We start from the raw sequence: 24220 nt of genomic DNA on the forward strand, positions 1-24220 counted from the left end.
GCATATCGACCGTCGCGTGATGCAATCCGGTCTCACCCTGAGAACTCGCGCAGATTTCCCGCGCAGCATCTCACGCGAGCGTCGATCCCGCGGCCGCCTCGGCGGCCAGCGCCTCGAAGACCAGGGCGTGACGGCGCGCCAGGGCCTCGACATCGTGCGTGTACCCGCCGCCGATCACCGCGGCGAGCGCGATCCCACGGGCGCGGGCCTGCGCCAAGACGTAGCGATCGCGGGCGAGCAGTCCGTCATCGGTGAGGCAGAGACGGCCGAGACGGTCGTCCCGATGGGGATCGACGCCCGCGTTATAGAAGACGAGATCCGGCGCGAACGCGTCGAGGAGCGGCGGCAGGCGGGCGCGCAGGACATCGAGATAGGCGGCGTCGTCGAGCCGGTCGGGCAGACCGATGTCGAGGTCGCCGGCGATCTTCTGGGCCGGGTAGTTGTTCTCGCAATGGATCGAGAGCGTGAACAGGTCGGGACTGAGGGCGAGGCAGTCCGCGGTCCCGTCGCCCTGATGCACGTCGAGGTCGACCACGAGGACGCGCCGGACCAGACCTTCGGCCTGGAGGGTGCGGGCCGCCACCGCGACATCGTTCAGCACGCAGAAACCGGCGCCCTGCCGGCGCCGCGCGTGGTGGCTGCCGCCGGCGGCGCTGCCCGCGAGGCCTTCCGCGAGGGCGAGGCGCCCGGCCAAGAGGGTGCCGCCCACCGAGGCGCGGGAGCGGCGGACAAGGGCGGCGTCGACCGGCAAGCCGATCGCCCGCTCAATGTCCCGGCCGACATCGCAGGCGAGCACCGCGTCCACGTAGGCCGGATCGTGGGCGCGTAGCAGGATCTCGGCACTGGCGGGCTCCGGCGTGACGAAGCCTAGGGGCGCCAGACCCTTGGCGACCAAGGTCTCGGCGAGCAGGCCGTACTTGCGCATCGGGAACCGGTGGCCTGACGGGAGCGGCGCCTCGTAGGCCGGATGGAAGGCAATCGGCGGGATCACGCGGGCCGGCCCAGATCGGCCAGGAGGCACCGGGCCAGTGCCTGACCGCTGTCGTAGGCCGCCTCGATCCGGGCGCCGAGGCACCAATCCCCGCCTGCCCCGAGACGCAGGTCCGGATCGTACAGGCAGGGTTGCTCCAGGGCGGTCTCGACCTGGGCGTAGCGCCAGCGATGTGCCTCCGCGTGGGACGGCCGGAGCGTGGCGCCGAGGACGTCCTCGGCCGCTCCGAGAAGCGCGGCGATGACCGCCTCGCGCGGGGCCTCGAGATGTCCGCGGGACCAGGCGGGCGTCGCGTGCACCGTGAGCCGCGAGCCGGCAGGCCTCCCGGGCTTCGCGGAATCGTGCGCGATCAGGCTGATCAGATCGGTCCCAGGCTGGACGAGGACATCCCGCGGTCGCGTCTCCGTTGCCACCATGAGCGACCAGCACGGCGCATAGGTGGCGCGCCGGACACCGGGCAACGCGACGCCCGATGCCTCGAGCAGCGTCGTGACCTGAGGGGCCGGGAAGGTGATCGCGACGGCGTCGAACGGGCCGTGCATGGTGCCGGCCGCGTCCTCGAGGTGCCAGCGCGCTCCCTGCCGTCGAAGCCGCACGACGGTCGTCGCGCTCGATACCGGAAGGTCCGAGAGCAGGGCGCGGACGGGCTCCGTCATGCCCGGCACGCCGACATGGCGGTCGGAGCCGGCCCAGGGCGCAACGATGCCCAGCCGCGTCCACCGGCCGAGCTCGGCCGCGAAGGCGGGCCCGCGCGCACGCATGAATTGCGCGCCGTGGTCGAACTGCATCTCACCGACCCGCCGGGTCGCCATGCGTCCCCCGACCCCGCGCCCCTTGTCGAAGACCCGGACGCGGAAGCCCGCCTCGGCCAGCCGGCGCGCGGCGGCCGCGCCTGCCATGCCGGCTCCGAGGACCGCGACAATTCCTTGCTCGTTCACGCCCCTGCCCCGTCTGAACGACCGGCCCCGCCGCCGCGTGAGGGCGAAGATAGGGGCCGAGCCACGCGGCGTCAGAGCGACGGAATCGCGCTTGTCATGGACGGGATCGGTGTACGCGACGCGGATACGGTCCGGCTGTCCGGCGAAGTCCCGCGGTGATCGGTGGCGCCGTGGTGCGGGTAGAGGGAATCGAACCCCCACGCCTTGCGGCTGGCGATTTTGAGTCGCCCGCGTCTACCAATTCCGCCATACCCGCGTGCCAGCGCTCTTCGCATAGGTCGGCGGCTCCGGCCAAGTGTTGTTTTGCGTCGGTCAGCGATCTGGCCAAGGCGGGGCGCCTATGCTCAAAGGGCGGCCGATCTCATAATCCGGGACCTTGAATGCTCCGCCGGCTCTACGCGTGGATCCTGGCCCTCAGTGACCGGCCGTCCGCGCCCTACGCGCTCGGTGCCGTGGCCTTCGCCGAAAGCTCCTTCTTTCCGGTTCCACCGGACGTGATGCTCGTCCCGATGGCGGTCGCCCGGCCGGATCGGGTCTGGTTCTACGCCACGATCACGACGGTCGCCTCGGTCCTCGGCGGTCTGGTCGGCTACGCCATCGGAGCCCTGCTGTTCGACTCAGTCGGTGAGTGGCTCATCCGCCTCTACGGCTTGCAGAACTCGGCCGCCACCTTCCAGGACTCCTACGCGCGCTACGGCCACTGGGTGATCCTGCTGAAGGGGCTCACGCCGATCCCCTACAAGCTCGTGACGATCACGTCGGGTTTCGCGCATTACAGCCTGTTCTGGTTCACGATCCTGTCGATCGTGACCCGCGGCGCCCGCTTCTTCATTCTCGCCGGACTGCTCGGCCGCTACGGTGTCCAGATCCGCGGCGTGCTCGACCGGCACCTGAACGCGGTCGCGGCGATCTCCGTCGCCGTCATCGTCCTCGGCTTCCTGCTCTTCAAGGTGATCCTGTAGCGATGAACACGGCGGCTGCCCTGCGCCTCAAGACCGCTGGCCTCTGGCTCGCGATCGCCTCCGCGCTCACCGTCGGGGCCGCGCTCGTCCTCCAGTACGGATACGGCTACGCGCCGTGCAAGCTCTGCCTGACCGAGCGGCTGCCCTACTACGCCGCCGTGCCGCTGGGTCTGCTGGCCCTGTTCCTGCCGGAGCGTTTGGCGCGGATCGCCCTCGGGCTCGCGGCCCTCGGCCTGCTCTACGGGGCCGGGATCGGGGTCTACCACGCTGGCGCGGAATGGGGCTTCTGGCCGGGACCCGCCGATTGCGGCGGCGGCACCGGCGCCAATCCGGGCCAGGTCGGCGACTTCCTCAACAGCCTGCAGACCACGAAGGTGGTCGACTGCTCGGTGGCCGCGCTCCGAGTGCTGGGCGTGTCGCTCGCCGGCTGGAGCGCCGCGATCTCGGCCGTGCTGGCCTCCTTCGCGGGGACCGCCGCGCTGCGTCCCTGACGCGCGCGGACCGGCGAGGCCGGTCAGTTCCGGTCGTCGGGCAGGACCGGAATCGCCGCTACCTCGATGCCCTCGTCGATCAGGGCCCGCGCCTCCGCGGGGCTCGCTTCACCGTAGATCGAACGCCCCTCCGCCTCGCCGTAGTGGATCTTGCGCGCCTCCTCGGGGAAGCGCGCCCCGACATGCTCGGCATTCGCCACGACGTGCTCCCGGAGCGCGCGCAGCATCGCCCGCACCTGACGCTCCGGCTCGGCGATCATGGTCACCGGCGCCTCCGCCTTCGGGGCCGGTGGCGCCGCGCGCTCCCGATCCGTGCGGGCGACGCTCGGCACCATCAGGGCCTTGCTGACCTTGGCGCTGTCGCAGACCGGGCACGTCACGAGGCCGCGCGTGACCTGCGTGTCGTAGGAATCGGAGGATTGGAACCAGCTCTCGAAGCCGTGCCCGGCATCGCAGACGAGACTGTACCGAATCATTCTGTTGCTTGCTGTGGTGACTACTGCGCGGCCCGAGTCCGCGGACCGACGCGCTCGACGGTGAAGGGCCGGCCGTGCTGCAGCGAGGGGATGCGGGCCCGGGCCTCCGCGACCTGCGCGAGGTCGATCTCCGCCAGGATGATCCCCGGCTCGTCCCCGCCGGCATCGGCCAGGACCCGGCCCCAGGGATCGACGATCAGCGAGTGGCCGTAAGTCTCGCGCCCGTCCTCGTGCCGACCGCCCTGCGCCGCCGAGATCACGAAGGCGCCGGTCTCGATGGCCCGGGCCCGTTGCAGGACGTGCCAGTGGGCCTCGCCGGTCTGCCGGGTGAAGCAGGCGGGGGCCGTCAGCACATCCGCGCCCGCCTCGGCGAGGGCGCGGTACAGCGCGGGGAAGCGGATGTCGTAGCAGATCGTCAGGCCGAGCGTGGCCCACGGCGTCTCGGCGAGCACCGCGCAGGCGCCACCGGAATAGGTCGCGGATTCCCGCCAGCGCTCGCCGCTCGGCAGGTCGACGTCGAAGAGATGCAGCTTGTCGTAGGAGGCCAGGATCTCCCCGTCGGCGCCGATCAGGTAGGCGCGGTTGGCGATCTTGTCGCCGGCCCTGACCGCGATCGAGCCGATCTGGACGACCGTTCCGGTCTGACGCGCGGCCTCGCGGAGCGCCGCCAGGGTCGGGTCCTGCTCCTCGGTGGTGACGTGGGCGAACAGACGCTCGCGGCTCCGCTCCACCAGGGACGTCATCTCGGGAGTCTGCACGTAGGCCGCGCCCCGCGCCGACGCCTCGCGCACGCCCGCCACGGCCGCGTCGCGATTGGCGGCAGGGTCGCGCCCCGACCGCATCTGCACGCAGGCAGCCGTGAAGCGGGGCTCAGGCATCGGCCGTGTCCTTGAGCAGCGGGTCGAGCTTGCCGGCGCGATCGAGGGCGTACAGGTCGTCGCAGCCGCCGACATGCGTGGCGCCGACGAAGATTTGGGGCACGCTGGTCCGGCCGCCGGCGCGCTCGACCATGGCGGACCGGGCGCCCTGCACGCGCTCGACGTCGATCTCCTGGAAGGCGGCGCCCTTCTCCTTCAGCAGGCTCTTGGCCGCCGAGCAGTAGGGGCACCAGGCCGTGGTGTAGATTGTGACCGGCTGCATCGCGATCGTCGTCCCGCGCGTGAACTTGGGACATATAGGAGCGCGGGGCGCGCCTTGCCTATGCCCGTGTGGTCACAGGGCAACGCGCGCGCGCCGTCGACGAAGCACCGGCAGGATCAGGCGGCTAGGAGCTTCTCGACCTCGTTCACGAGATCGCGGAGGTGGAAGGGCTTCGACAGGACCTTGGCATCCTTCGGGGCCTTCGAATCCGGGTTGAGGGCGACCGCCGCGAAGCCGGTGATGAACATCACCTTGATGTCGGGATCGAGCTCGGTGGCGCGGCGGGCCAGCTCGATGCCGTCCATCTCGGGCATCACGATGTCGGTCAGCAGCAGCTCGAAAGGCTCCTCGCGCAGCCGGTTGTAGGCGGAGAGGCCGTTGTCGAAGGACAGGACATCGTAGCCCGCGTTCTGCAGCGCCTTGGCCAGAAACCGGCGCATGTCGTTGTCGTCTTCCGCCAGCAGGATTTTCATCGGCCGGATCCGAGCCTTCGAGTCGAGAAGTTGATCCCATAAAGGGAGGCGATGGTAAACAAGGTGTTAGGATGGAGCGCGCAGCCGCCGCCGCGTGTCTCCCGGGCGACTGCGTCGGCCGCCGGTGCGGAGTGGACAGGCGATCGATCGCACACCACAGTGAGCGCCTGCCGTCCTCGTTCAACCGCCGGGGTGTCCACCAGCCGATGACTGCAACCGAACCGGTACAGCCAGACGCCTTCGGATTTGCCCCGGCCTTCGCGGTCGACGAGCCCGCGGCGCACACCCTGCCTTTCGTCTTCAATACCGGTCATTCCGGGGCCGTCTACCCCCCCGACTTCATCGCGGCCTCGCGGCTCGACGCGCTGACCCTGCGCCGCTCCGAGGATGCCCACGTCGACCGCCTGTTCGGATCGGTCGTCGGACTGGGCGCGCCGCTCCTGCGGGCCAACTTCCCCCGCGCCTTCCTCGACGTGAACCGGGAGCCCTACGAACTCGACCCGCGCATGTTCGAGGGGCGCCTGCCGCCCTTCGCCAACACCCGGTCGATGCGCGTCGCGGGCGGTCTCGGGACCGTGCCCCGGGTCGTCGCCGACGGCCAGGAGATCTACGCCCGGCGCCTGCCTGTTGCCGAGGCGACCGCCCGGATCGAGAGCCTGTACAAGCCGTATCATCGCGCGCTGCGCGGACTGGTCCAGCGCACGGCGCGCACCCACGGCCACTGCATGCTCGTCGATTGCCACTCGATGCCCTCCTCGAGCCTCGGCCGCGATCCGGACATGAAAGCCGACGTGGTGCTGGGCGACCGCTACGGCACGGCGTGCGCACCCGTCCTGATCGACGGATTCGAGGCCGCGTTCCGGGCCCGGGGTTTCCGCGTGGTCCGCAACAAGCCCTACGCCGGCGGCTTCATCACGGAGCATTACGGCGAGCCGAACCTCGACCGCCACGCGCTCCAGATCGAGCTGAATCGGGGCCTCTACATGAACGAGGCCAGCCTCGCGATGACGGCGGGCTTCCCGGCACTGGTCGAGGCGCTGCGCGGCGTCGTCGCCGATGTTGCCAAGGACCTCGACGATCTCGTCCCCCGCCGGATGGCCGCGGAATAGGGGCGCTGCCCCGACCGTTCACAAAGAAGAGCGGCGGTATGCCGGAAAGAAAAAAGGCCACTCCCGAAGGAGCGGCCCGAAGTCTAGGGAGGAAACGCCCAAGAAGGGCAGCGAGACCGCGACGCCATCGCGATCTCGCAATGCACAAACTAAAGTGCGCCGCACAAGAAGCAAGCGCAATTCGCCCGTCGCGGCCGCTCTGCGCGCATACCTGAAGCGCGTTCGCTGGCCGCCGCGCTTCGCCGCGTGCAGGCATAGCTCGGACGAGAGCGAGAACCGATGCGGTCGCACGTGTCGCCTAGCGGGGCGCGGTGATCGGATCCGCGCCCGCAGCGCCGTTCAGCCCTGGCTCTTGAGCAGCTTCTCGATCTCGGCCCGCAGGGGTCCTGCGAGATCGTTCCGCTCCAGGGCGTAGGCGAGATTCGCCGTGAGGAAGCCGAGCTTCGAGCCGGTATCGTAGGTCCGGCCCTCGTAGCGCATGCCGTAGAACGCCTGCTTCTCCATCAGGTCGATCATGGCGTCCGTGAGCTGGATCTCGCCGCCCGCGCCCTTCTTGCCGTGCTCGAGGATCCCGAAGATCTCGGGCTGGAGGATGTAGCGCCCGGAGATGATGAAGTTCGACGGCGCCGTGCCCTGCTTGGGCTTCTCGACCATCCCTGTGATCTGGAAGGACTGGCCGTAGGTCTCGCCCACGCTGACGATGCCGTACTGGTGCGTCTCCTCGGGCGCCACCTCCTCGACGGCGATGATGTTGCCGCCGTGGCGATCGTAGGCGGCCAGCATCTGCTGCATGCAGCCGCGGCTCAGCATGTCGGGGAGCAGCACCGCGAACGGCTCGTCGCCGACGATCTCGCGGGCGCACCACACCGCGTGGCCGAGGCCGAGCGGCGCCTGCTGGCGGGTGAAGCTGGTCTGGCCGGCCTTCGGCAGGTCCTTCTTCAGCTCCTCGTAGGCGGCCGTCTTCCCGCGCTCCTGAAGGGTGTGGTCGAGCTCGAACGCGATGTCGAAATGGTCCTCGATCACCGCCTTGCCGCGGCCGGTGACGAAGATGAAGTGCTCGATCCCGGCCGCGCGCGCCTCGTCAACGACGTGCTGCACCACTGGCCGGTCGACGACCGTGAGCATCTCCTTCGGGACCGCCTTCGTGGCGGGCAGGAAGCGCGTGCCGAGGCCCGCGACGGGGAGGACGGCCTTGCGGATCGGTTTCATCGAGCGGTAACCCCGGAACTGGATGGAACGACGTGGTCAGCTGTGCGGTCAGTGAGATAGCTTAACGCGAGCCGTCGCAAGCATGTACATCGTTAGTATGAGGCGGCGGGGCGTAAATTTCCCGTCTGCAAAGGCGTAAGCAGTTGCCGGGATGGCGGCAGTGAGGGCGAGATGGCGGTTCTGGTGACGGGGGGTGCCGGCTACATCGGCAGCCACATGGTGCTGGCGCTCCTCGACGCCGGCCATGAGGAGGTCGTCGTCCTCGACGATCTCTCCACCGGCTTCGACTGGGCGGTCCCAGAGGGTGTGAAGCTCGTCGTCGGCGACGTGGCCGACCAGGCCCTCGTGACACAGACCATCCTGCAGCACCGCATCGATGCCCTGGCCCACTTCGCGGCCAAGATCGTCGTGCCCGAATCCGTAGCCGACCCCCTGGGCTACTACCTCGCCAACACGGTGAAGACCCGCGCGCTGATCGAGGCGTCGGTGCGTGCCGGCGTCAAGAATGTCATCTTCTCCTCGACCGCGGCCGTCTACGGTGAGCCCGAGGCCTCGCCGGTTCCCGAGGACCTGCCGCTGAAGCCGATCAATCCCTACGGCCGCTCGAAGCTGATGAGCGAGTGGATGATCGCCGACGCCGCCGCGGCGCACGGCTTCTCCTACGTGGTCCTGCGCTACTTCAACGTCGCCGGCGCGGATCCGGAGGGACGGTCCGGCCAGTCGACGCCCAACGCCACGCACCTGATCAAGGTGGCCACGCAGGCGGCGCTCGGCCAGCGCGCCCGGCTCGACGTCTTCGGGACCGACTACCCGACCCCGGACGGGTCGTGCCTGCGCGACTACATCCAGGTCTCGGACCTCGCGGAGGCGCATCGCCTCGCCCTCGACCATCTGCGCTCCGGTGGCGAGAGCCTGACGCTGAACTGCGGCTACGGGCGCGGCTACTCGGTCCTCGAGGTCGTCGAGGTCGTGAAGCGGATCTCGGGCCGCGACTTCGAGGTGCGGCTGTGCCCGCGCCGGGCCGGCGATCCGGCCCAAATCGTCGCCGAGGCGGCGCGCATCCGCGATCGCCTGGGCTGGCAGCCCCGGCACGACGACCTCGACGCCATCGTCGGCCAAGCCCTCGCCTGGGAAGAACGCCTGGAGAAGCGCAATCGGATCTGACCGGATGCATTCCCGTCGATGGATCCTGGCCGCGGCGGCGTGCCTCGCGACCGGCCTGGCCCGCGCCGAGGACGCCTTCCAGGCGTTCGTCGAGGCCCTGCGTCCGGACGCGGCGGCGCGGGGCGTCTCCGCCGCGACCTTCGACGCGGCGTTCCGCGGGATCACAGGCCCCGATCCCGGCATCCTGGCGCGAACCCGCCGCCAGAGCGAGTTCAGCCGGCCTGTCTGGGAGTACCTCGTCGGCGCGGTCTCGGCCGGCCGCATCGCGCGCGGCCGCGACCGCGCCGCCACCCTCGCGTCGACCCTGACGGCGATCGAGGCCCGCTACGGCGTTCCGGGTCCGATGGTGATGGCGTTCTGGGGCGTCGAATCGGATTTCGGAGCGAGTGCGGGCAACGTCCCGACCGTCCGGGCGCTGGCGACGCTCGCCGAGGCGCGGCACCGCGGCAGCCTATTCCGCGACGAGCTCCTCGCCGCCCTCACGATCTTGCAGCGCGGCGACATCGCGCCCGATCGGATGAGCGGCAGCTGGGCTGGCGCGATGGGTCAGGTGCAATTCCTGCCCTCCACCTACCTGGCCCACGCGGTCGACTTCGACGGCGACGGCCGGCGCGACATCTGGACCAGCGCGGCGGATTCGCTGGCCTCGATCGCCGCCTATCTCAAGGATCTCGGCTGGAATCCGACCTTCTCCTGGGGCTACGAGGTGCGCCTGCCGAAGGAGTTCGACCTGAGCCGCTACGCGGGCGATCTCGCGAGCTTCGCCGAGCGCGGCGTTCGCCGCACCGACGGGCAGCCGCTGCCGGGGGCCGGGCGCGCCAGCCTGTTCCTGCCCGGAGGCCTCGGCGCGCCGGTCTTCCTGATCACCGACAATTTCGAGGTGGTCCGGGGCTACAACACCTCGGATTCCTACGCGCTGGCAGTGGGTCACCTTGCCGACCGCCTCGCCGGCGGTCCGCCGCTGGCCGCGCCGTGGCCCGCCGGAGCCCGCCTCGACGGGCCGGGCCTCCGCGCCCTGCAGACCGGCCTCGCGGCTTCCGGCTTCTACGACGGGCCGACGGATGGACGCGCGGGCCCGAAGCTGCGCGAGGCGGTGCGGCGCTATCAGATCAGCGTTGGATTGCCGGCCGACGGGTACGCAACGCCGGCCCTGCTCGCCCGCGTGGCCGGGAAGGCAGCGCCGCGACGCTGAGCCCGGCGAGAGGTTTAGACCCGCGCGCGGCTTCCACCTATAGTGGCCGCGGTCCGAACGGGCCCGGTTCGGCGTAAAGCGTACGGGATGCGCATGGTCCTCGCTCGTCGGCGTCCTTCGGAACGCCCCCTCATCCTCGGGCTCTCGGTCCTGTTGGGGCTCGCGGAGGTGTCGACCTTCGGGGGCGGTCCGGCCCGCGCGCAGTGGGGCGACAGCTACCAGCAGCAGGGCGGCACCTATTACCAGGCGCCGCCGCGCCGGCGGCCGCGGGACGCCTATTACCGCGACGACGGGACGTCCGGGCGCCAGCCCCGCTACGCGCCGCAGCAGGAGGCGCCGCGCCAGTTCTACTGGCCCTGGGAGGACAGGCCGCAGCCGGTGGCGCCGCAGCCGGAGCGCACCTACCGGGCCCCGCGCCAGCGCACCAATCCCTACGCGACCGGAGAGGCGCAGCGTCCGCCCCCCGCCGTGAAGCGGCGGGTCCGTCCGGCCCGGGCGCCGACACCGCCGAAGCCCGCGGTCGCCAAGACCGAGCCGAACGTCCAGATCGCCGTCTTCGGCGATTCCCTCGCCGACCATCTCGCCAAGGGCCTCGACGACGTGTTCGAGGACAATGCCGACGTCGCCGTGATCGACCGCGCGAAGGGCGACAGCGGTCTGGTGCGCAAGGACGTGGTCGACTGGCCGAAGGTCGCGCAGGACTACCTCCAGAGCAACGCGAAGGTGCGCTACGCCCTGGTGATGTTGGGCGCCAACGATCGGCAGCCGATCCGCGAGGGCGACGAGACGGCCGATCCCCTCACGGACCGCTGGCGCGCCCTCTACCGCGCCCGGGTGGAGGCGCTGGCGAAAGTCTTCACCGACCGCAAGATCCCGCTGATCTGGGTCGGGCTGCCGCCGGTCCAGAGCGAGTCCCTGAGCCGGGACCTCGCGTCGCTGAATGACATCGTCCGGGACACCGTGACCAAGGCCGGCGGCACCTACGTCGATATCTGGCCGGGCTTCGTCGACGACCGGGACCGGTACGCCGCGTCGGGCCCGGATCCGGAAGGCCAGATCGCCAAGCTCCGTACCGCGGACGGTGTCCATTTCACCAAGGCGGGCGATCGGAAGCTGGCCCACTTCGCCGATGTCGAGCTGAAGCGGCTGATGGGCGCGGTGCCGGGCACGGCCGAGCCGTCGCCGACCGCGACCGTGGCGCCGACCGCACCGCCCGCGACACCCGGGCCGAGCCTCGACGGTACCGCGCCGGCCACCGATACCGCGGCGATCGATCGTCAGATCACCGCGATGCTGCCGAGCCTGCCGGAGCCGCCCGGCGTGCCGGCGCTCCCGGTGAAGCCCGCGGCCGGCCCTGTGGTACCGTTGAGCCGGAGCGAGGTGTCGCCCGGCGGCGCGCTGCTGAATGGCCGTCCGCGCGATCCGGACAATTCCGGGACCGTGGAGCGGACGCTGCTGCGCGGCAACGCGCCGATGCCGCAGCCCGGCCGAGCCGACGATTTCCGCTGGCCGCCCGGCTGAGCCGGGCGGGCCCTTCGCGCGCTCTCAGCAGGCCGTCAGCGCGGCAGGACGCTGGCGCCCATCAGCATCTCGTCGATGGCGCGCGCTGCCTGACGGCCCTCGCGGATCGCCCAGACCACCAGGGACTGGCCGCGCCGCATATCGCCGGCGGCCCAGATCTTCGCGTCCGACGTGCGGTAGTCGTCCTCGTTCGCCTCGACATTGCCGCGCTTGTCGACGCCGACCCCGGACTGCTCCAGCAGACCCTTCTGGACCGAGCCCGCGAAGCCGATCGCCATGAAGACAAGATCGGCCGGCAGCACGAACTCGGTGCCGGCGATCGGCTGGCGCTTGGCATCGACGCGGGCGCAGACCACGCCGGTGAGCTGACCCTTCTTGTTCCCCTCGAGCCGCAGGGTCGCGGCCTGGAACTCGCGCTCCGCGCCCTCCGCCTGGCTGGACGAGGTCCGCATCTTGGTCGGCCAGTAGGGCCACACGGTGAGCTTGTCCTCCCGCTCCGGCGGGCGCGGGCGGATGTCGAGCTGCGTCACCGACAGGGCCCCCTGGCGGAACGCGGTGCCGACGCAATCGGAGGCGGTGTCGCCGCCGCCGACGACCACCACGTTCTTGCCCGCGGCCAGGATCGGCTGCTCGCCGTTGCCGCGCATCGGCTCGGCGCTCACGCGCCGGTTCGACTGGACGAGGTAGGGCATCGCGTAGTGGACGCCCTCGAGGTCCTGGCCGGGGAGCTGCGGGTTGCGCGGATCCTCGGCGCCACCGCAGAACATCACGGCGTCGAACTCGGCCTTGAGCTCGTCGACCGACTTTGTCACACCGATGTTCTGGTTGTAGTGGAAGACGACGCCCTCGGCCTCCATCTGGCGCACGCGCCGGTCGATATGGCGCTTCTCCATCTTGAAGTCCGGGATGCCGTAGCGGAGAAGGCCACCCGCCTTCGGCTCGCGCTCGAACACGTGGACGTCGTGCCCGACGCGGGCGAGCTGCTGCGCCGCCGCCATACCGGCCGGTCCGGAGCCCACGATCGCGACGCGCTTGCCGGTGCGGGTCTGCGCCGGCTCCGGCTTCACCCAGCCCATGTTCCAGGCGCGGTCGGCGATCGCCTGCTCGATCGTCTTGATGGCGACCGGCTGGTTCTCGAGGTTAAGCGTGCACGCCTCCTCGCAGGGCGCGGGGCAGACGCGGCCGGTAAACTCCGGGAAGTTGTTCGTGGAGTGGAGGTTGCGGGACGCCTCCTCCCAATCCGACTGGAAGACGAGGTCGTTCCAGTCCGGGATCTGGTTGTGGACCGGGCAGCCCGTCGGCCCGTGGCAGAACGGGATGCCGCAATCCATGCAGCGCGCGGCCTGTTTCGTCAGGTCGTGCTCGTCGAGCGGGAGTGTGAACTCGCGGAAGTGCCGGACTCGGTCGGCGGCGAGCTGGTACTTCTGCTCCTGCCGGTCGAACTCGAGGAAGCCTGTGATCTTGCCCATTGGTCAGCCCCTGGGCCGGCCAGTCTCTGACTGCGCTGCCCGCGTCGTCGTCTCGTGTGGGTGCGTGACCGGGCGGGAGCCCGCCCGGTCTCAGGAAGCCGCCTACTCGGCGGCCACCGGCATCCGCGCCATCTCCATCTCGCGAAGCGCCCGGCGGTACTCCACCGGCATCACCTTCACGAACTTGGTGCGGTAGCCGCTCCAGTCGTCGAGGATCGCCTTGGCGCGGGGGCTGCCCGTGTACTTGAGATGGTTGGTGATGAGCTGCGTCAGCCGCTCCTCGTCGTGCCCGGACATGTCGGCCAGGATGTCGACCCGCCCCTTGGTCTCCAGGTCGCCGTCCTGATGGAAGCGACGCATCAGGTCGTCCTCCTCCTCGACCGGCTCCAGGTCGACCATCGACAGGTTGCAGCGCGCCGAGAAGGAGCCGTCCTCATCGAGCACGTAGGCGATGCCGCCCGACATGCCGGCCGCGAAGTTGCGCCCGGTCTCGCCGATCGACACGACCACGCCGCCGGTCATGTACTCGCAGCCGTGGTCGCCCATGCCCTCGACCACTGTGATCGCGCCGGAGTTCCTGACCGCGAAGCGCTCGCCCGCGGAGCCGCGGATGTAGCACTCGCCCGCGATCGCCCCGTACAGCACGGTGTTGCCGACCATGATCGTCCGGTCCTGCGGCGACTTCAGCGCGTCGCTCGGCCGGATGATCAGCTTGCCGCCCGACAGACCCTTGCCGACGTAGTCGTTGCCGTGGCCGGTCAGCTCGACGGTCACGCCGGCCGCCACCCAGGCGCCGAAGCTCTGGCCCGCCGTGCCGGCGAGCTTCACCACGATCGTGTCGTCGGGCAGGCCCTCGTGGCCGTGCGCCTTGGCGACCATGCCGGAGAGCATCGCGCCCGCCGCCCGGTCCGAGTTCCGGATGGTGTCGGTGATGACCACCGGCTCGCCGGTCTCGATCGCGTGCTGCGCCTTCTCGATCAGGCGCCGGTCGAGGACCGTGTCGATTGGGTGGTGCTGCACCTCCACGTGGCGGATCGCCGTGCCCTCGGCCACCTTCGGCCGGTGGAACAGCTTGGTGAAGTCGAGCCCGCGCGCCTTCCAGTGAGCGATGGCCTCGACCTTGTCGAGCACGTCGGACCGGCCGACCGCCTCCTCCAGCTTCGTGAAGCCGAGCGAGGCGAGGATCTCCCGCACCTCCTCGGCCACGAAGAAGAAGTAGTTCACCACGTGCTCCGGCGTGCCCTTGAAGCGCTTGCGCAGCACCGGATCCTGGGTGGCGACGCCCACCGGGCAAGTGTTCAGGTGGCACTTGCGCATCATGATGCAGCCGGCCGCGATCAGCGGGGCCGTCGAGAAGCCCATCTGGTCGGCGCCGAGCAGCGCCGCGATCATCACGTCGCGCCCGGTCCGGATGCCGCCGTCGGCCTGAAGGGCGACGCGGCCGCGCAGACCGTTCAGCACCAGCGTCTGCTGGGTCTCGGCCAGCCCGGTCTCCCAGGGTCCGCCCGCGTGCTTGAGCGAGGTCAGCGGCGCCGCGCCGGTGCCGCCGTCGAAGCCCGAGATCGTGATGTGGTCGGCCCGCGCCTTGGCGACACCGGCCGCGACCGTGCCGACGCCAACCTCGGAGACGAGCTTCACCGACACGTCCGCCGACGGGTTCACGTTCTTCAGGTCGAAGATCAGCTGGGCCAGATCCTCGATCGAGTAGATGTCGTGGTGCGGCGGCGGCGAGATCAGGCCCACCCCCGGGGTGGCGTAGCGGACCTTGGCGATCTTGGCGTCGACCTTGTGGCCGGGCAGCTGGCCGCCCTCGCCGGGCTTGGCGCCCTGCGCGACCTTGATCTGCATCATGTCGGAATTGACGAGGTACTCCGTCGTGACGCCGAAGCGGCCGGAGGCGACCTGCTTGATCGCGGACCGGCGCGAGCGCCCGTCCGGCAGCGGCTTGAACCGCTCGACCTCCTCGCCGCCCTCGCCCGAGTTCGATCGCCCGCCGAACGAGTTCAGCGCGATGGCGAGGGTCTCGTGCGCCTCCTTGGAGATGGAGCCGTACGACATGGCGCCCGTGGCGAAGCGCTTGACGATCTCGGAGGCCGGCTCGACCGAGTCCAGCGGGACCGGCGCGCGACCGAGCTCGGCGGCGGACTTGATGCGGAACAGGCCGCGGAGCGTCTTCAGCTGGTGCTCCTGGCGGTTCACCAGCTCGGCGTATTCGCGGTAGCGCTCCGGCACGTTGAGGCGCACCGCGTGCTGCAGCGTCGCCACCGTGTCGGGCGTCCAGGTGTGGGTCTCGCCGCGCAGGCGGTAGGCGTACTCGCCGCCGACATCCAGGGCGTTCCGGTAGACCGGCGCGTCGCCGAAGGCGTCGCGGTGTCGGCGCGCGGTCTCCTCGGCGATCTCCGCCATGCCGACGCCCTCGATGGTCGTCGCCGTGCCGAAGAAGTCGCGGCCGACGAAGGTCGAGTTCAGGCCGACCGCGTCGAAGATCTGCGCGCCGCAATAGGACTGGTAGGTGGAGATGCCCATCTTGGACATCACCTTCAGCAGGCCCTTATCGATCGCCTTGATGTAGCGGTAGATGATCTCGTCGTCGGTGAGGTCCGGCGGGAACTCGTCCTTCATGTCGAGCAGCGTCTCGAAGGCGAGGTACGGGTTCACCGCCTCGGCGCCGTAGCCGGCGAGACAGGCGAAGTGGTGCACCTCGCGCGGCTCGCCCGACTCGACCACGAGGCCGACCGAGGTCCGGAGCCCCTTGCGGATCAGGTAATTGTGCACGGACGCCGTGGCCAGCAGCGCCGGGATCGGGATCCGATCCGGCCCGACCGCCCGGTCGGTGAGCACGATGATGTTGTAGCCGCCGCGCACCGCCGCCTCGGCGCGGTCGCAGAGGCGGTCGAGCGCCCCGTCCATGGCCGCCGCGCCGGTCTCGGCCGGGTAGGTCATGTCGAGGGTCTTGGTGTCAAACCGATCCTCGAAATGGCCGATCGAGCGGATCTTCTCCAGATCGGCGTTGGTGAGGATCGGCTGGCGGACCTCCAGGCGCTTGCGCCGGGACGCGCCCTCCATGTCGAGCAGGTTCGGTCGCGGCCCGATGAACGAGACGAGGCTCATCACGGCCTCCTCGCGGATCGGGTCGATCGGCGGGTTCGTGACCTGCGCGAAGTTCTGCTTGAAGTAGGTGTAGAGCAGCTTCGACTTCTCGGAGAGGGCCGAGAGCGGCGTGTCCGTGCCCATAGAGCCGACCGCCTCCTGGCCGGTGACGGCCATGGGCTGCATCAGCAGCTTGAGGTCTTCCTGCGTGTAGCCGAAGGCCTGCTGGCGATCGAGCAGGCTGACGTCGCCGCGGGACTCGCGCGGCTGCACCGGGCGCAGGTCCTCCAGGACGATCTGGGTGTTCTTGACCCAGTCGGCGTAGGGATGCGCGGCGGCGAGCTCGCCCTTGATCTCCTCGTCGGAGACGATGCGGCCCTTCTGCAGGTCGATCAGCAGCATGCGGCCCGGCTGCAGGCGCCAGGACTGGACGATCTTCTCGTCCGGGATCGGCAGGGTGCCCATCTCGGAGGCGAGCACCACGAGGCCGTCGTCGGTGACGATGTAGCGCGCCGGGCGCAGGCCGTTGCGGTCGAGGGTGGCGCCGATCTGGCGGCCGTCGGTGAAGGCCACGGCGGCGGGACCGTCCCACGGCTCCATCAGGGCGGCGTGGTACTCGTAGAAGGCGCGCCGCTCCTCGCTCATGAGCGGGTTGCCGGCCCAGGCCTCCGGGATGAGCATCATCATCGCGTGGGCGAGCGGGTAGCCGCCCTGCACGAGGAACTCGAGGGCGTTGTCGAAGCAGGCGGTGTCGGACTGGCCCTCGTAGGAGATCGGCCACAGCTTCGAGATGTCGTTGCCGAACAGGTCGGAATCGACGCTCGCCTGGCGCGCCGCCATCCAGTTGACGTTGCCGCGCAGCGTGTTGATCTCGCCGTTATGCGCGACCATCCGGTAGGGGTGCGAGAGCCGCCAGGTCGGGAAGGTGTTGGTGGCGAAGCGCTGGTGGACGAGGGCGATCGCCGAGACGAAGCGGTCGTCCTTCAGGTCCAGGAAGTAGCCGCCGAGCTGCGTGACCAGCACCATGCCCTTGTAGACGATGGTCCGGGTCGACACGGAGACCGGGTAGAACTCCTTCACCCGCGGATCGTCGAGGCCGTAGACCTTGTTGGAGATCACCTTGCGGGCGACGTAGACCCGGCGCTCGAACGCGTCCTGGTCGGTGACCGAGGCGGGCCGGCCGATGAAGACCTGACGGTGGTGCGGCTCGGTCGCCTTCACGGCGTCGCCGAGATCCTCCGGGTCCACCGGCACGTCGCGCCAGCCGAGGAGCGGCAGGCCCTCGGCAGCCAGGGACGATTCGACGATCTCCTGGATGATCGCCCGCGGCTCCTCCGCCTTCGGCATGAAGAACTGCCCGATGGCGTACGAGCCCGCCGGCGGCAGCTCGAAACCGAGGCGCGAGCACTCCTCGGCGAAGAAGCCGTGCGGGATCTGCGTGAGGATGCCGCAGCCGTCGCCCATCTTGGGATCGGCGCCCACAGCGCCGCGGTGATCAAGGTTCTCCAGGATCTTCAGACCCTGCTCGACGATCGCGTGGGTCCGGCGGTCGTGCATGTCGGCAATGAAACCGACGCCGCAGGCGTCGCGCTCGCGGGCCGGATCGTAGGAACCCTGGGCTTTCGGAAAGGCGGGGTCGCGCACGATGAGCGGCATCGCGCCGCCGCGGGGGGCGGCAGCCTGGGCCGTGGACGCAGCAAACTCTTCGGCGGGTCTGCGTTGTGACATGCTTCGTCTCGTCCTTCCCTCGAACCCGTCCGCAGCCAAGAACCCGCGAGCATGTTCCATGCCCGCAAGCCGTCGGCGCCACGCGCCCGGCCTCTTGCCGCAGGCCATCCGGCCGGTCCGGGAGGACACGTCCGTCGGCCTGCGTTCATCGAGGACCCGGACCGCTCGGAGAGCGGTGCGCTGGCGCGCCCGCGTCCGTCTGCCGAAACTTCTCGCCCGCGCGCGAGACGGCGACGGCCGGGATGCACGGCCGATGGGACAGTTGTGCTGTCCTAAGTCGCGAAACTGCCAGATTGAAATGTTTTCAGCAAGAGACTGCAGGCCGCGACGGTGTCGCCGCTCTGGATGACGGGCCGCGACCCGCTCCGCGCCTCCGCAATCTCGCCCGAATCGCGGGTTCTACGGGTCGTGCCGAGCACAAGCGGCATGCGGGGCAACGACCTCGCCGGCATGGTCGAGGTCCGGGTCTACCGGCCCGGACCATGCCGGAACCGGACACGAACCGGACACTCTGCCGGGTCTTCAAACCCAGAACGCACAAGAGTGACGATGACGAGCAGAGCCGCTGCGCGCTTCCCACGCCCGATGAGCCGGACGCTTCGCGCCGCGTGCCTGTCGGCGCTCGCTCTCCTGGGCGCATCGGGCGGGGCGCGCGCGCAATTCGCCTTCGAGGAAGAGGTCCTTCCGCCTCGCGTCGTCGCTTGGCGCCTCGCAGATCGCGGGTTCAGCGGCCTGAGCCGCCCGCGCTTCGACGGGCGGGTCTACGTGGTCGACGCCGTCGGTCCCGCCGGCGCGCCCGTCCGGCTGTTCGTCGATCCCATGACGGGCGGGATCGTCGGCCGCCGGCCGATCGGTGCGCCCGAGACCGTCGCTCGGCTGGAGCGACCCGCACCGGGCTTCGGCTGGACCGAGGACGAGGTCGTGCCCCGCCGCGCGATGCGTCCGGTCCCGCCCGAGGACGGTCCGGTGGCTCGGCCCCAGCGCCGGCCGGGCACCGAGGCCCTGCGGCCCGAGGCCAATCCCGAAGGTGTTAATCCCGACAGCGTCGGCCGGACCGCTCCGCCCAACGCTCCGCCAAAGCGGGTCGCGCGCGGAGCGCTCGCCCGGACGCCAGAGCTGAAGCCGCCGCCCCGCACGTCTCCCGAGGCACCGGCCCCCAAGCTCCCGCCGGCCGATACGGCCAAGGCGGATCCGAACGCGGGTCCCGCGCCCGAGACCAAGGCGGCGGCGATCGAGAAGGCCCCGGCCCCGGTTCCCGCTGCGCGACCCGCCGCGCCGTCGAGGCCGGCCGACGCCGGGGTGGCCGAGACGGCCAAGCCGGCCGCGAAGGATTGGAAGGATCCGCCCACGGACAAGAAGCCGGTTCGGGTGATCGGCGGCGCGACCATCGTCCCGGGCCAGGCCGAGTAAATTCGGCGGACGGGACCGGCGCGTCACGCGGTGTCCGTCAGCCGCTCGGCTCCCGTGAACACCGTCACCGTGTCGGCACGCGCGATGGCGCAGAGCGTGATGCCGTAGGACCGGGCCCGCTCGAGGGCCAGGGACGTCGGCGCCGAGATGGCGACGATCACGGCCGCGCCGAGGCGCGCGGCCTTCTCGACCATCTCGAACGAGCAGCGGCTGGTGATGACCAGGAAGCCCGAGTCCACGGGCGTCCCGGTGCGCATCAGGGTGCCGATCAGCTTGTCGAGAGCGTTGTGCCGGCCGACATCCTCGCGCACCGCCGCGAGGCCGCCGTCGAGGCGCGCCCAGGCCGCGGCGTGGACCGCGCGCGTCTCCGCGCCGAGGCGCTGGGCGCTGTCGAGATTCGACAGGGCGCGGGCGATGGCGGGCAGCCCGACCCGGACCTCGGAGTCCGCCCGCTTACCGGCCTGCGGCAGTTGCGCCAGGTCCTCGATGCCGCAGACCCCGCAGCCGGTGCGGCCGCTGATGGCGCGCTTGCGCGCCAGATGCTCGCGGAGCCGGCCCGGCGCGAGATCGACGTGAAGGCGCAGGCCGTCCGGCGCCGTCTCGACGCGGGTCGCGCGGATCTCCTCCGCGCTGTCGACGATGCCCTCCGTCAGGCTGAAGCCGTAGGCGAAATCCTCAAGGTCGGCGGGCGTCGCCATCATGACGGCGTGCGGCACGCTGCCGTAGACGAGGTTGACCGGCGCCTCGACGGCCAGCGCCCGCGTGTCCGGCCTCGGCGCCGAGCCCGTGTAGGTCATCACCTGCATCGGCGCCGGCACCGCGCAGGGCAGAGGACCGGAGGTGGGGCTGCCGATTTGGGTGGACATCTCGAACTCCGCAGGCGTGGCACGAACGCGTCGCAACGCTTCATCCCCGGCGCGACGCGACAGGGAACGATTTCGCCGGCCCCTAGTGCGCCGACGCCACGAGGCGCCGTCAACTGGCGGGAAAGCGCGCGATGCGACGCTTGTGCGGTTGCACGTGGCCGGCCCTTGTGGTCTGAAGCGCCGGTCGGATAATGCCGGGTGACACAACCGGTACTCCGTCACGTCGGTACAATCCCGCACGCGTTCAAGACGGGGAGGTCCGGCGGCAGCCAGACAGTTTCAGGGGAGCCACGAGAGGCAGATGCGGACGGTGCGGACGATCAACCGGTCACTCTGGAGCCTCGCCGCTCTCGGCGCCCTGCTCTTCCCGATATCCGGCGCGCAGGCCGCGGGCTTCGGTCAGCCCGTGCCGTGGGAGATGGACCGGCAGATCCCGGTCACCGAGAACGCGCGCGACATCCTGAACTTCGAGATCGGCCTGCACTGGCTGTCCCTCGCCATCTCGGTGTTCGTCCTCGGGCTCATCCTGTGGTGCGTCTACCGCTTCGGCGAGAAGCGGAACCCGACGCCGTCGCGCACCACGCACAACACCGCCATCGAGGTCGCCTGGACGATCGTGCCGGTGCTGATCCTGGTCGCCGTGGCGATCCCGTCCTTCCGCCTGCTGCGCACGCAGCTCTCGGATCCGAAGGCCGACATGATCGTCAAGGTCGTCGGCCACGCCTGGTACTGGTCCTACGAGTACCCGCAGACCGAGGCCGGCGGCGGCTTCACGTTCGATGCCAACATCGACGAGGACAAGCAGCCGCGCCTGCTCCAGACCGACAACGAGATGGTCGTTCCGGTCAACAAGATCGTGAAGATCCAGGTCACCGCCGCCGACGTGCTGCATTCCTGGGCGATGCCGGCCTTCGGCTTCAAGATCGACGCCGTCCCCGGCCGCCTGAACCAGATGTGGTTCAAGGCCGACAAGGAGGGCACCTTCCACGGCCAGTGCTCCGAGCTGTGCGGCCAGCGCCACGCCTACATGCCCATCGTGGTCCGCGTGGTCAGCGAGCAGGCCTACGCCGACTGGCTGAAGGAGGCGAAGACCAAGTACGCCCGCATCGACAACGGCACGAGCTTCGCCGAGGCCCGCTGAGCCCCGGCTGATCGAACAGACCCCATCAGATCCACAAGGCATTCGAATCCATGGCTACAGCCGCAGCCCATGCCGGGGCCCATGAGGTCCACGACCACAAGCCGTCGTTCTTCGCCCGCTGGTTCCTGTCGACGAACCACAAGGACATCGGCACCCTCTACCTGCTGTTCGCCTTCTGCGCCGGAATCATCGGCGCGTTCCTCTCCTTCGGCATCCGGATGGAGATGGAGGCGCCCGGCCTGCAGTATTTCTCGAACCCCGCGACCTACAACGTGTTCGTCACGGGCCACGGGCTCATCATGGTGTTCTTCATGGTGATGCCGGCGCTGATCGGCGGCTTCGGCAACTGGTTCGTGCCCCTCATGATCGGCGCGCCCGACATGGCGTTCCCGCGCATGAACAACATCTCGTTCTGGCTGACGGTGGCGGGCTTCTGCTCCCTGCTCTGCTCGCTGTTCGTCGAGGGCGCGCCCGGCGCGTCCGGCGCCGGCACCGGCTGGACCGTCTACCCGCCGCTCTCCACCGCCGGCCATCCCGGCCCGGCCGTCGACTTCGCGATCTTCGCGCTCCACCTGTCGGGCGCGGGCTCCATCCTCGGCGCGATCAACTTCATCACCACGATCCTGAACATGCGTGCCCCGGGCATGACGCTGCACAAGATGCCGCTCTTCGCCTGGGCCGAGCTGGTCACCGCGTTTCTGCTGCTGCTCTCGCTGCCGGTGCTCGCGGGCGCGATCACGATGCTGCTGACCGACCGCAACTTCGGTACGACCTTCTTCGACCCGGCCGGCGGCGGTGACCCGATCCTGTACCAGCACCTGTTCTGGTTCTTCGGTCACCCCGAAGTGTACATCATGATCCTGCCGGCCTTCGGCATCGTGTCGCACATCATCGCCACGTTCTCGCGCAAGCCGGTCTTCGGCTACCTCGCGATGGCCTACGCCATGGTGGCGATCGGCGTCGTCGGCTTCGTCGTGTGGGCGCACCACATGTACACGGTCGGCCTGTCGCTGCAGACGCAGTCCTACTTCGTGTTCGCCACGATGGTGATTGCGGTCCCGACCGGCGTGAAGATCTTCTCGTGGATCGCCACCATGTGGGGCGGCTCCATCCGCTTCACCGCCGCGATGCACTGGGCGGTGGGCTTCATCTTCCTGTTCACGGTCGGCGGCGTCACCGGCGTCGTGCTGGCCAACTCGGCGGTCGATAAGTACCTGCACGACACCTACTACGTGGTCGCGCACTTCCACTACGTGCTGTCCCTCGGGGCCGTGTTCATCATCTTCGCCGGTGTCTACTACTGGTTCCCGAAGATGACCGGTCACATCATCCCCGAATGGGCCGGCAAGCTGCACTTCTGGCTGGCCTTCATCGGCGCGAACGTCCTGTTCTTCCCGATGCACTTCCTGGGCCTCGCCGGCATGCCGCGCCGCTACGCCGACTACCCGGACGCGTTCGCCCAGTGGCACAAGGTGTCGACCTACGGCGGCCACATCTTCGCGCTCGGCATGTTCGTGTTCGTGATCGGCGTGATCCTCGCCTTCCGCTCGAAGGAGCGGGCCGCGGACAACCCGTGGGGCGAAGGCGCCACCACCCTCGAGTGGACGCTCTCCTCCCCGCCCCCGTTCCACCAGTTCGAGACGCTGCCCCGCATCGTCGACGAGCCCGGCGCGCACTGATAGACATCCCGCGAGGGCCGCGTCCGCGGCCCTCGCCCTTCCCCGGAGGCCGGTCGGCCGACCTCCCGGCAAGGGCGAGCGATGAGGGCGACCCGCACGGGCCGAGGGAGAAGTCCCGGGCCCCGCTCACGCCGATCCTTGGAACACGTCGATTTCGAGACACGACTCGGCCGTGACGCGCGCGGCCGGGCGCCGACACAGCAGCGGCAGACGCGATGACGAGCCTGACGAACACGATCGGACCGGACGTTCCGGCCCCGGCCCTCACGACCGCCGGCGGCGACGTTCCGGACTACTTCGCCCTGCTGAAGCCGCGGGTGATGGTCCTCGTGATCTTCACCGCGCTGGTCGGAATGGTGGTCTCGCAGGGCCATGTGCAGCCGGCCATCGGCGCGATCTCGCTCCTCGCCATCGCGGTCGGCGCCGGTGCGTCCGGCTGCCTCAACATGTGGTGGGACGCCGACATCGACGCGGTCATGAGTCGGACCGCAACCCGGCCGATCCCTTCGGGCCGGATCACCTCCCAGGAAGCACTGGGCTTCGGACTGTTCCTCTCGGTCGCCTCCGTGGTGGTGCTCGGGCTCGCCGCCAATCTGCTGGCGGCCGCGCTCCTCGCCTTCACCATCGTGTTCTACGCGGTGGTCTACTCGATGTGGCTGAAGCGGGCGACCGCGCAGAACATCGTCATCGGCGGCGCCGCCGGAGCCCTGCCGCCGGTCATCGGGCAGGCGGTGGTGACCGGCTCGGTCGGCGTCGAGTCGCTGATCCTGTTCGCCATCATCTTCATCTGGACGCCGCCGCACTTCTGGGCGCTCGCCCTGATCAAGGCCGACGAGTACGCCCGCGCCGGCATCCCGATGATGCCGAACGTCGCCGGCCCGGCCTCCACCCGCCGCCAGATCGTGTGGTACTCGCTGCTGCTCGCCCCCCTCGGCCTCGTCCCGGTGGCTCTGGGCTTCGGTGGCCTCGTCTACGCGGTGGTCGGCCTCGTGGGCGGCCTGGGCATGGTGGCCTTCAGCATCCGCGTGCTGCGGAACCGCGAGGGCGATGCCGAGCGGCGCGCCGCCATGGGCATGTTCGGCTTCTCGATCCTCTACCTGTTCGCGCTGTTCTCGGCGCTCCTGGCCGAGCAGAGCTTCGGCCTGTTCCGTCCGGTCCTGGGTTGAGCGCC

The 24220-nt window shown here is 70.0% G+C and carries 20 protein-coding genes and 1 tRNA gene; 10 read left to right on the forward strand and 11 right to left on the reverse strand.

Translation table 11 applies throughout. The features are described 5' to 3' along the window. Nucleotides 1-70 precede the first annotated feature (70 nt). The 3 genes from BLW78_RS07385 to BLW78_RS07395 form a co-directional block, all read right to left on the reverse strand. A complete protein-coding gene (locus BLW78_RS07385) occupies nucleotides 71-991 on the reverse strand; it encodes a histone deacetylase family protein (protein WP_170855113.1) in 921 nt (306 codons plus the stop codon). Next, nucleotides 988-1929 (reverse strand): NAD(P)/FAD-dependent oxidoreductase, encoded by a 942-nt coding sequence (locus tag BLW78_RS07390; RefSeq protein WP_280142452.1) that lies wholly within the window; start codon nucleotides 1927-1929, stop codon nucleotides 988-990. Before BLW78_RS07390 ends, BLW78_RS07385 begins: the two co-directional genes overlap by 4 nt. A 171-nt stretch (nucleotides 1930-2100) precedes the next feature. Continuing rightward, nucleotides 2101-2185, reverse strand: a tRNA-Leu gene (locus BLW78_RS07395). A 124-nt stretch (nucleotides 2186-2309) separates the two neighbouring features. Between BLW78_RS07395 and BLW78_RS07400 the strand changes: the two genes are divergently transcribed. Both BLW78_RS07400 and BLW78_RS07405 read left to right on the forward strand, forming a co-directional pair. Continuing rightward, on the forward strand, nucleotides 2310-2891 hold the full coding sequence (locus BLW78_RS07400; RefSeq protein WP_056522002.1) for a YqaA family protein: 582 nt from the start codon (nucleotides 2310-2312) through the stop codon (nucleotides 2889-2891). Between the two features lie 2 nt (nucleotides 2892-2893). Further along, the gene (locus BLW78_RS07405) at nucleotides 2894-3382 is read left to right on the forward strand and encodes a disulfide bond formation protein B (protein WP_020091425.1); all 489 of its coding nucleotides are present in this window, start codon (nucleotides 2894-2896) and stop codon (nucleotides 3380-3382) included. Nucleotides 3383-3405: 23 nt separating this feature from the next. On the opposite strand, the gene BLW78_RS07410 is transcribed toward BLW78_RS07405, so the two are convergent. The 4 genes from BLW78_RS07410 to BLW78_RS07425 all read right to left on the reverse strand — a co-directional run bounded on the left by BLW78_RS07410 (nucleotide 3406) and on the right by BLW78_RS07425 (nucleotide 5471). Beyond that, nucleotides 3406-3858, reverse strand: a complete 453-nt coding sequence (locus BLW78_RS07410; RefSeq protein ID WP_091678075.1) for a DUF1178 family protein — start codon at nucleotides 3856-3858, stop codon at nucleotides 3406-3408. A gap of 20 nt (nucleotides 3859-3878) precedes the next feature. After that, nucleotides 3879-4736 (reverse strand): carbon-nitrogen hydrolase family protein, encoded by an 858-nt coding sequence (locus BLW78_RS07415; protein ID WP_091678078.1) that lies wholly within the window; start codon nucleotides 4734-4736, stop codon nucleotides 3879-3881. Continuing rightward, the gene (gene grxC / locus BLW78_RS07420; RefSeq protein WP_091678081.1) at nucleotides 4729-4998 is read right to left on the reverse strand and encodes a glutaredoxin 3; all 270 of its coding nucleotides are present in this window, start codon (nucleotides 4996-4998) and stop codon (nucleotides 4729-4731) included. The genes BLW78_RS07415 and grxC overlap by 8 nt, the downstream gene beginning before the upstream one ends. 116 nt (nucleotides 4999-5114) lie before the next feature. After that, nucleotides 5115-5471: a cell cycle two-component system response regulator CpdR gene (locus BLW78_RS07425; protein ID WP_003603128.1), complete on the reverse strand. Its 357-nt coding sequence runs from the start codon at nucleotides 5469-5471 to the stop codon at nucleotides 5115-5117. Between the two features lie 206 nt (nucleotides 5472-5677). Between BLW78_RS07425 and BLW78_RS07430 the strand changes: the two genes are divergently transcribed. Next, the gene (locus tag BLW78_RS07430; protein ID WP_056522017.1) at nucleotides 5678-6580 is read left to right on the forward strand and encodes an N-formylglutamate amidohydrolase; all 903 of its coding nucleotides are present in this window, start codon (nucleotides 5678-5680) and stop codon (nucleotides 6578-6580) included. 339 nt (nucleotides 6581-6919) lie between these two features. On the opposite strand, the gene galU is transcribed toward BLW78_RS07430, so the two are convergent. Beyond that, on the reverse strand, nucleotides 6920-7789 hold the full coding sequence (gene galU, locus BLW78_RS07435) for a UTP--glucose-1-phosphate uridylyltransferase GalU (RefSeq protein ID WP_020091420.1): 870 nt from the start codon (nucleotides 7787-7789) through the stop codon (nucleotides 6920-6922). Nucleotides 7790-7960: 171 nt separating this feature from the next. Here galU and galE point away from each other — a divergent pair, with 171 nt between their 5' ends. The 3 genes from galE (at nucleotide 7961) to BLW78_RS07450 (ending at nucleotide 11666) form a co-directional block, all read left to right on the forward strand. Next, nucleotides 7961-8953 (forward strand): UDP-glucose 4-epimerase GalE, encoded by a 993-nt coding sequence (gene galE / locus BLW78_RS07440; protein WP_091678083.1) that lies wholly within the window; start codon nucleotides 7961-7963, stop codon nucleotides 8951-8953. A 4-nt stretch (nucleotides 8954-8957) separates the two neighbouring features. Continuing rightward, on the forward strand, nucleotides 8958-10145 hold the full coding sequence (locus BLW78_RS07445) for a lytic murein transglycosylase (RefSeq protein WP_091678086.1): 1188 nt from the start codon (nucleotides 8958-8960) through the stop codon (nucleotides 10143-10145). A gap of 93 nt (nucleotides 10146-10238) precedes the next feature. After that, the gene (locus BLW78_RS07450) at nucleotides 10239-11666 is read left to right on the forward strand and encodes an SGNH/GDSL hydrolase family protein (RefSeq protein WP_091678304.1); all 1428 of its coding nucleotides are present in this window, start codon (nucleotides 10239-10241) and stop codon (nucleotides 11664-11666) included. Nucleotides 11667-11701: 35 nt separating this feature from the next. Here the strand turns inward: BLW78_RS07450 and BLW78_RS07455 are convergent, their stop codons facing one another. Together BLW78_RS07455 and gltB are read right to left on the reverse strand one after the other, a co-directional pair. Next, nucleotides 11702-13135, reverse strand: coding sequence for a glutamate synthase subunit beta (locus BLW78_RS07455; RefSeq protein WP_091678088.1), 1434 nt, complete (start codon nucleotides 13133-13135; stop codon nucleotides 11702-11704). A gap of 102 nt (nucleotides 13136-13237) precedes the next feature. Beyond that, nucleotides 13238-17953: a glutamate synthase large subunit gene (gene gltB / locus BLW78_RS07460; RefSeq protein WP_091678091.1), complete on the reverse strand. Its 4716-nt coding sequence runs from the start codon at nucleotides 17951-17953 to the stop codon at nucleotides 13238-13240. A 549-nt stretch (nucleotides 17954-18502) separates the two neighbouring features. Between gltB and BLW78_RS07465 the strand changes: the two genes are divergently transcribed. After that, nucleotides 18503-19363, forward strand: a complete 861-nt coding sequence (locus BLW78_RS07465) for a hypothetical protein (RefSeq protein WP_244526821.1) — start codon at nucleotides 18503-18505, stop codon at nucleotides 19361-19363. Nucleotides 19364-19386: 23 nt separating this feature from the next. Here the strand turns inward: BLW78_RS07465 and fdhD are convergent, their stop codons facing one another. Further along, on the reverse strand, nucleotides 19387-20160 hold the full coding sequence (fdhD, locus tag BLW78_RS07470; protein ID WP_244526839.1) for a formate dehydrogenase accessory sulfurtransferase FdhD: 774 nt from the start codon (nucleotides 20158-20160) through the stop codon (nucleotides 19387-19389). A 370-nt stretch (nucleotides 20161-20530) separates the two neighbouring features. On the opposite strand from fdhD, the gene coxB reads away from it, so the two are divergent. The 3 genes from coxB to BLW78_RS07485 all read left to right on the forward strand — a co-directional run bounded on the left by coxB (nucleotide 20531) and on the right by BLW78_RS07485 (nucleotide 24215). Continuing rightward, the gene (gene coxB / locus BLW78_RS07475; RefSeq protein WP_056522032.1) at nucleotides 20531-21370 is read left to right on the forward strand and encodes a cytochrome c oxidase subunit II; all 840 of its coding nucleotides are present in this window, start codon (nucleotides 20531-20533) and stop codon (nucleotides 21368-21370) included. Nucleotides 21371-21420: 50 nt separating this feature from the next. After that, nucleotides 21421-23049, forward strand: coding sequence for a cytochrome c oxidase subunit I (gene ctaD, locus BLW78_RS07480; RefSeq protein WP_020091411.1), 1629 nt, complete (start codon nucleotides 21421-21423; stop codon nucleotides 23047-23049). A 215-nt stretch (nucleotides 23050-23264) separates the two neighbouring features. Further along, nucleotides 23265-24215: a heme o synthase gene (locus BLW78_RS07485; RefSeq protein WP_020091410.1), complete on the forward strand. Its 951-nt coding sequence runs from the start codon at nucleotides 23265-23267 to the stop codon at nucleotides 24213-24215. The last annotated feature ends 5 nt before the right edge of the window (nucleotides 24216-24220 follow it).

It is taken from the genome of Methylobacterium sp. 275MFSha3.1 (assembly GCF_900108435.1).
Classification (GTDB): domain Bacteria; phylum Pseudomonadota; class Alphaproteobacteria; order Rhizobiales; family Beijerinckiaceae; genus Methylobacterium.

What these genes read in the sequence shown, in the direction of transcription:
- BLW78_RS07400 (WP_056522002.1), top strand. Translation starts at nt 2,310, where the DNA reads ATGCTCCGCCGGCTCTACGCGTGGATCCTGGCCCTCAGTGACCGGCCG.
- BLW78_RS07405 (WP_020091425.1), top strand. Translation starts at nt 2,894, where the DNA reads ATGAACACGGCGGCTGCCCTGCGCCTCAAGACCGCTGGCCTCTGGCTC.
- BLW78_RS07410 (WP_091678075.1), bottom strand. Translation starts at nt 3,858, where the DNA reads ATGATTCGGTACAGTCTCGTCTGCGATGCCGGGCACGGCTTCGAGAGC.
- BLW78_RS07415 (WP_091678078.1), bottom strand. Translation starts at nt 4,736, where the DNA reads ATGCCTGAGCCCCGCTTCACGGCTGCCTGCGTGCAGATGCGGTCGGGG.
- grxC (WP_091678081.1), bottom strand. Translation starts at nt 4,998, where the DNA reads ATGCAGCCGGTCACAATCTACACCACGGCCTGGTGCCCCTACTGCTCG.
- BLW78_RS07425 (WP_003603128.1), bottom strand. Translation starts at nt 5,471, where the DNA reads ATGAAAATCCTGCTGGCGGAAGACGACAACGACATGCGCCGGTTTCTG.
- BLW78_RS07430 (WP_056522017.1), top strand. Translation starts at nt 5,678, where the DNA reads ATGACTGCAACCGAACCGGTACAGCCAGACGCCTTCGGATTTGCCCCG.
- galU (WP_020091420.1), bottom strand. Translation starts at nt 7,789, where the DNA reads ATGAAACCGATCCGCAAGGCCGTCCTCCCCGTCGCGGGCCTCGGCACG.
- galE (WP_091678083.1), top strand. Translation starts at nt 7,961, where the DNA reads ATGGCGGTTCTGGTGACGGGGGGTGCCGGCTACATCGGCAGCCACATG.
- BLW78_RS07445 (WP_091678086.1), top strand. Translation starts at nt 8,958, where the DNA reads ATGCATTCCCGTCGATGGATCCTGGCCGCGGCGGCGTGCCTCGCGACC.
- BLW78_RS07450 (WP_091678304.1), top strand. Translation starts at nt 10,239, where the DNA reads ATGGTCCTCGCTCGTCGGCGTCCTTCGGAACGCCCCCTCATCCTCGGG.
- BLW78_RS07455 (WP_091678088.1), bottom strand. Translation starts at nt 13,135, where the DNA reads ATGGGCAAGATCACAGGCTTCCTCGAGTTCGACCGGCAGGAGCAGAAG.
- gltB (WP_091678091.1), bottom strand. Translation starts at nt 17,953, where the DNA reads ATGTCACAACGCAGACCCGCCGAAGAGTTTGCTGCGTCCACGGCCCAG.
- BLW78_RS07465 (WP_244526821.1), top strand. Translation starts at nt 18,503, where the DNA reads ATGACGAGCAGAGCCGCTGCGCGCTTCCCACGCCCGATGAGCCGGACG.
- fdhD (WP_244526839.1), bottom strand. Translation starts at nt 20,160, where the DNA reads ATGACCTACACGGGCTCGGCGCCGAGGCCGGACACGCGGGCGCTGGCC.
- coxB (WP_056522032.1), top strand. Translation starts at nt 20,531, where the DNA reads ATGCGGACGGTGCGGACGATCAACCGGTCACTCTGGAGCCTCGCCGCT.
- ctaD (WP_020091411.1), top strand. Translation starts at nt 21,421, where the DNA reads ATGGCTACAGCCGCAGCCCATGCCGGGGCCCATGAGGTCCACGACCAC.
- BLW78_RS07485 (WP_020091410.1), top strand. Translation starts at nt 23,265, where the DNA reads ATGACGAGCCTGACGAACACGATCGGACCGGACGTTCCGGCCCCGGCC.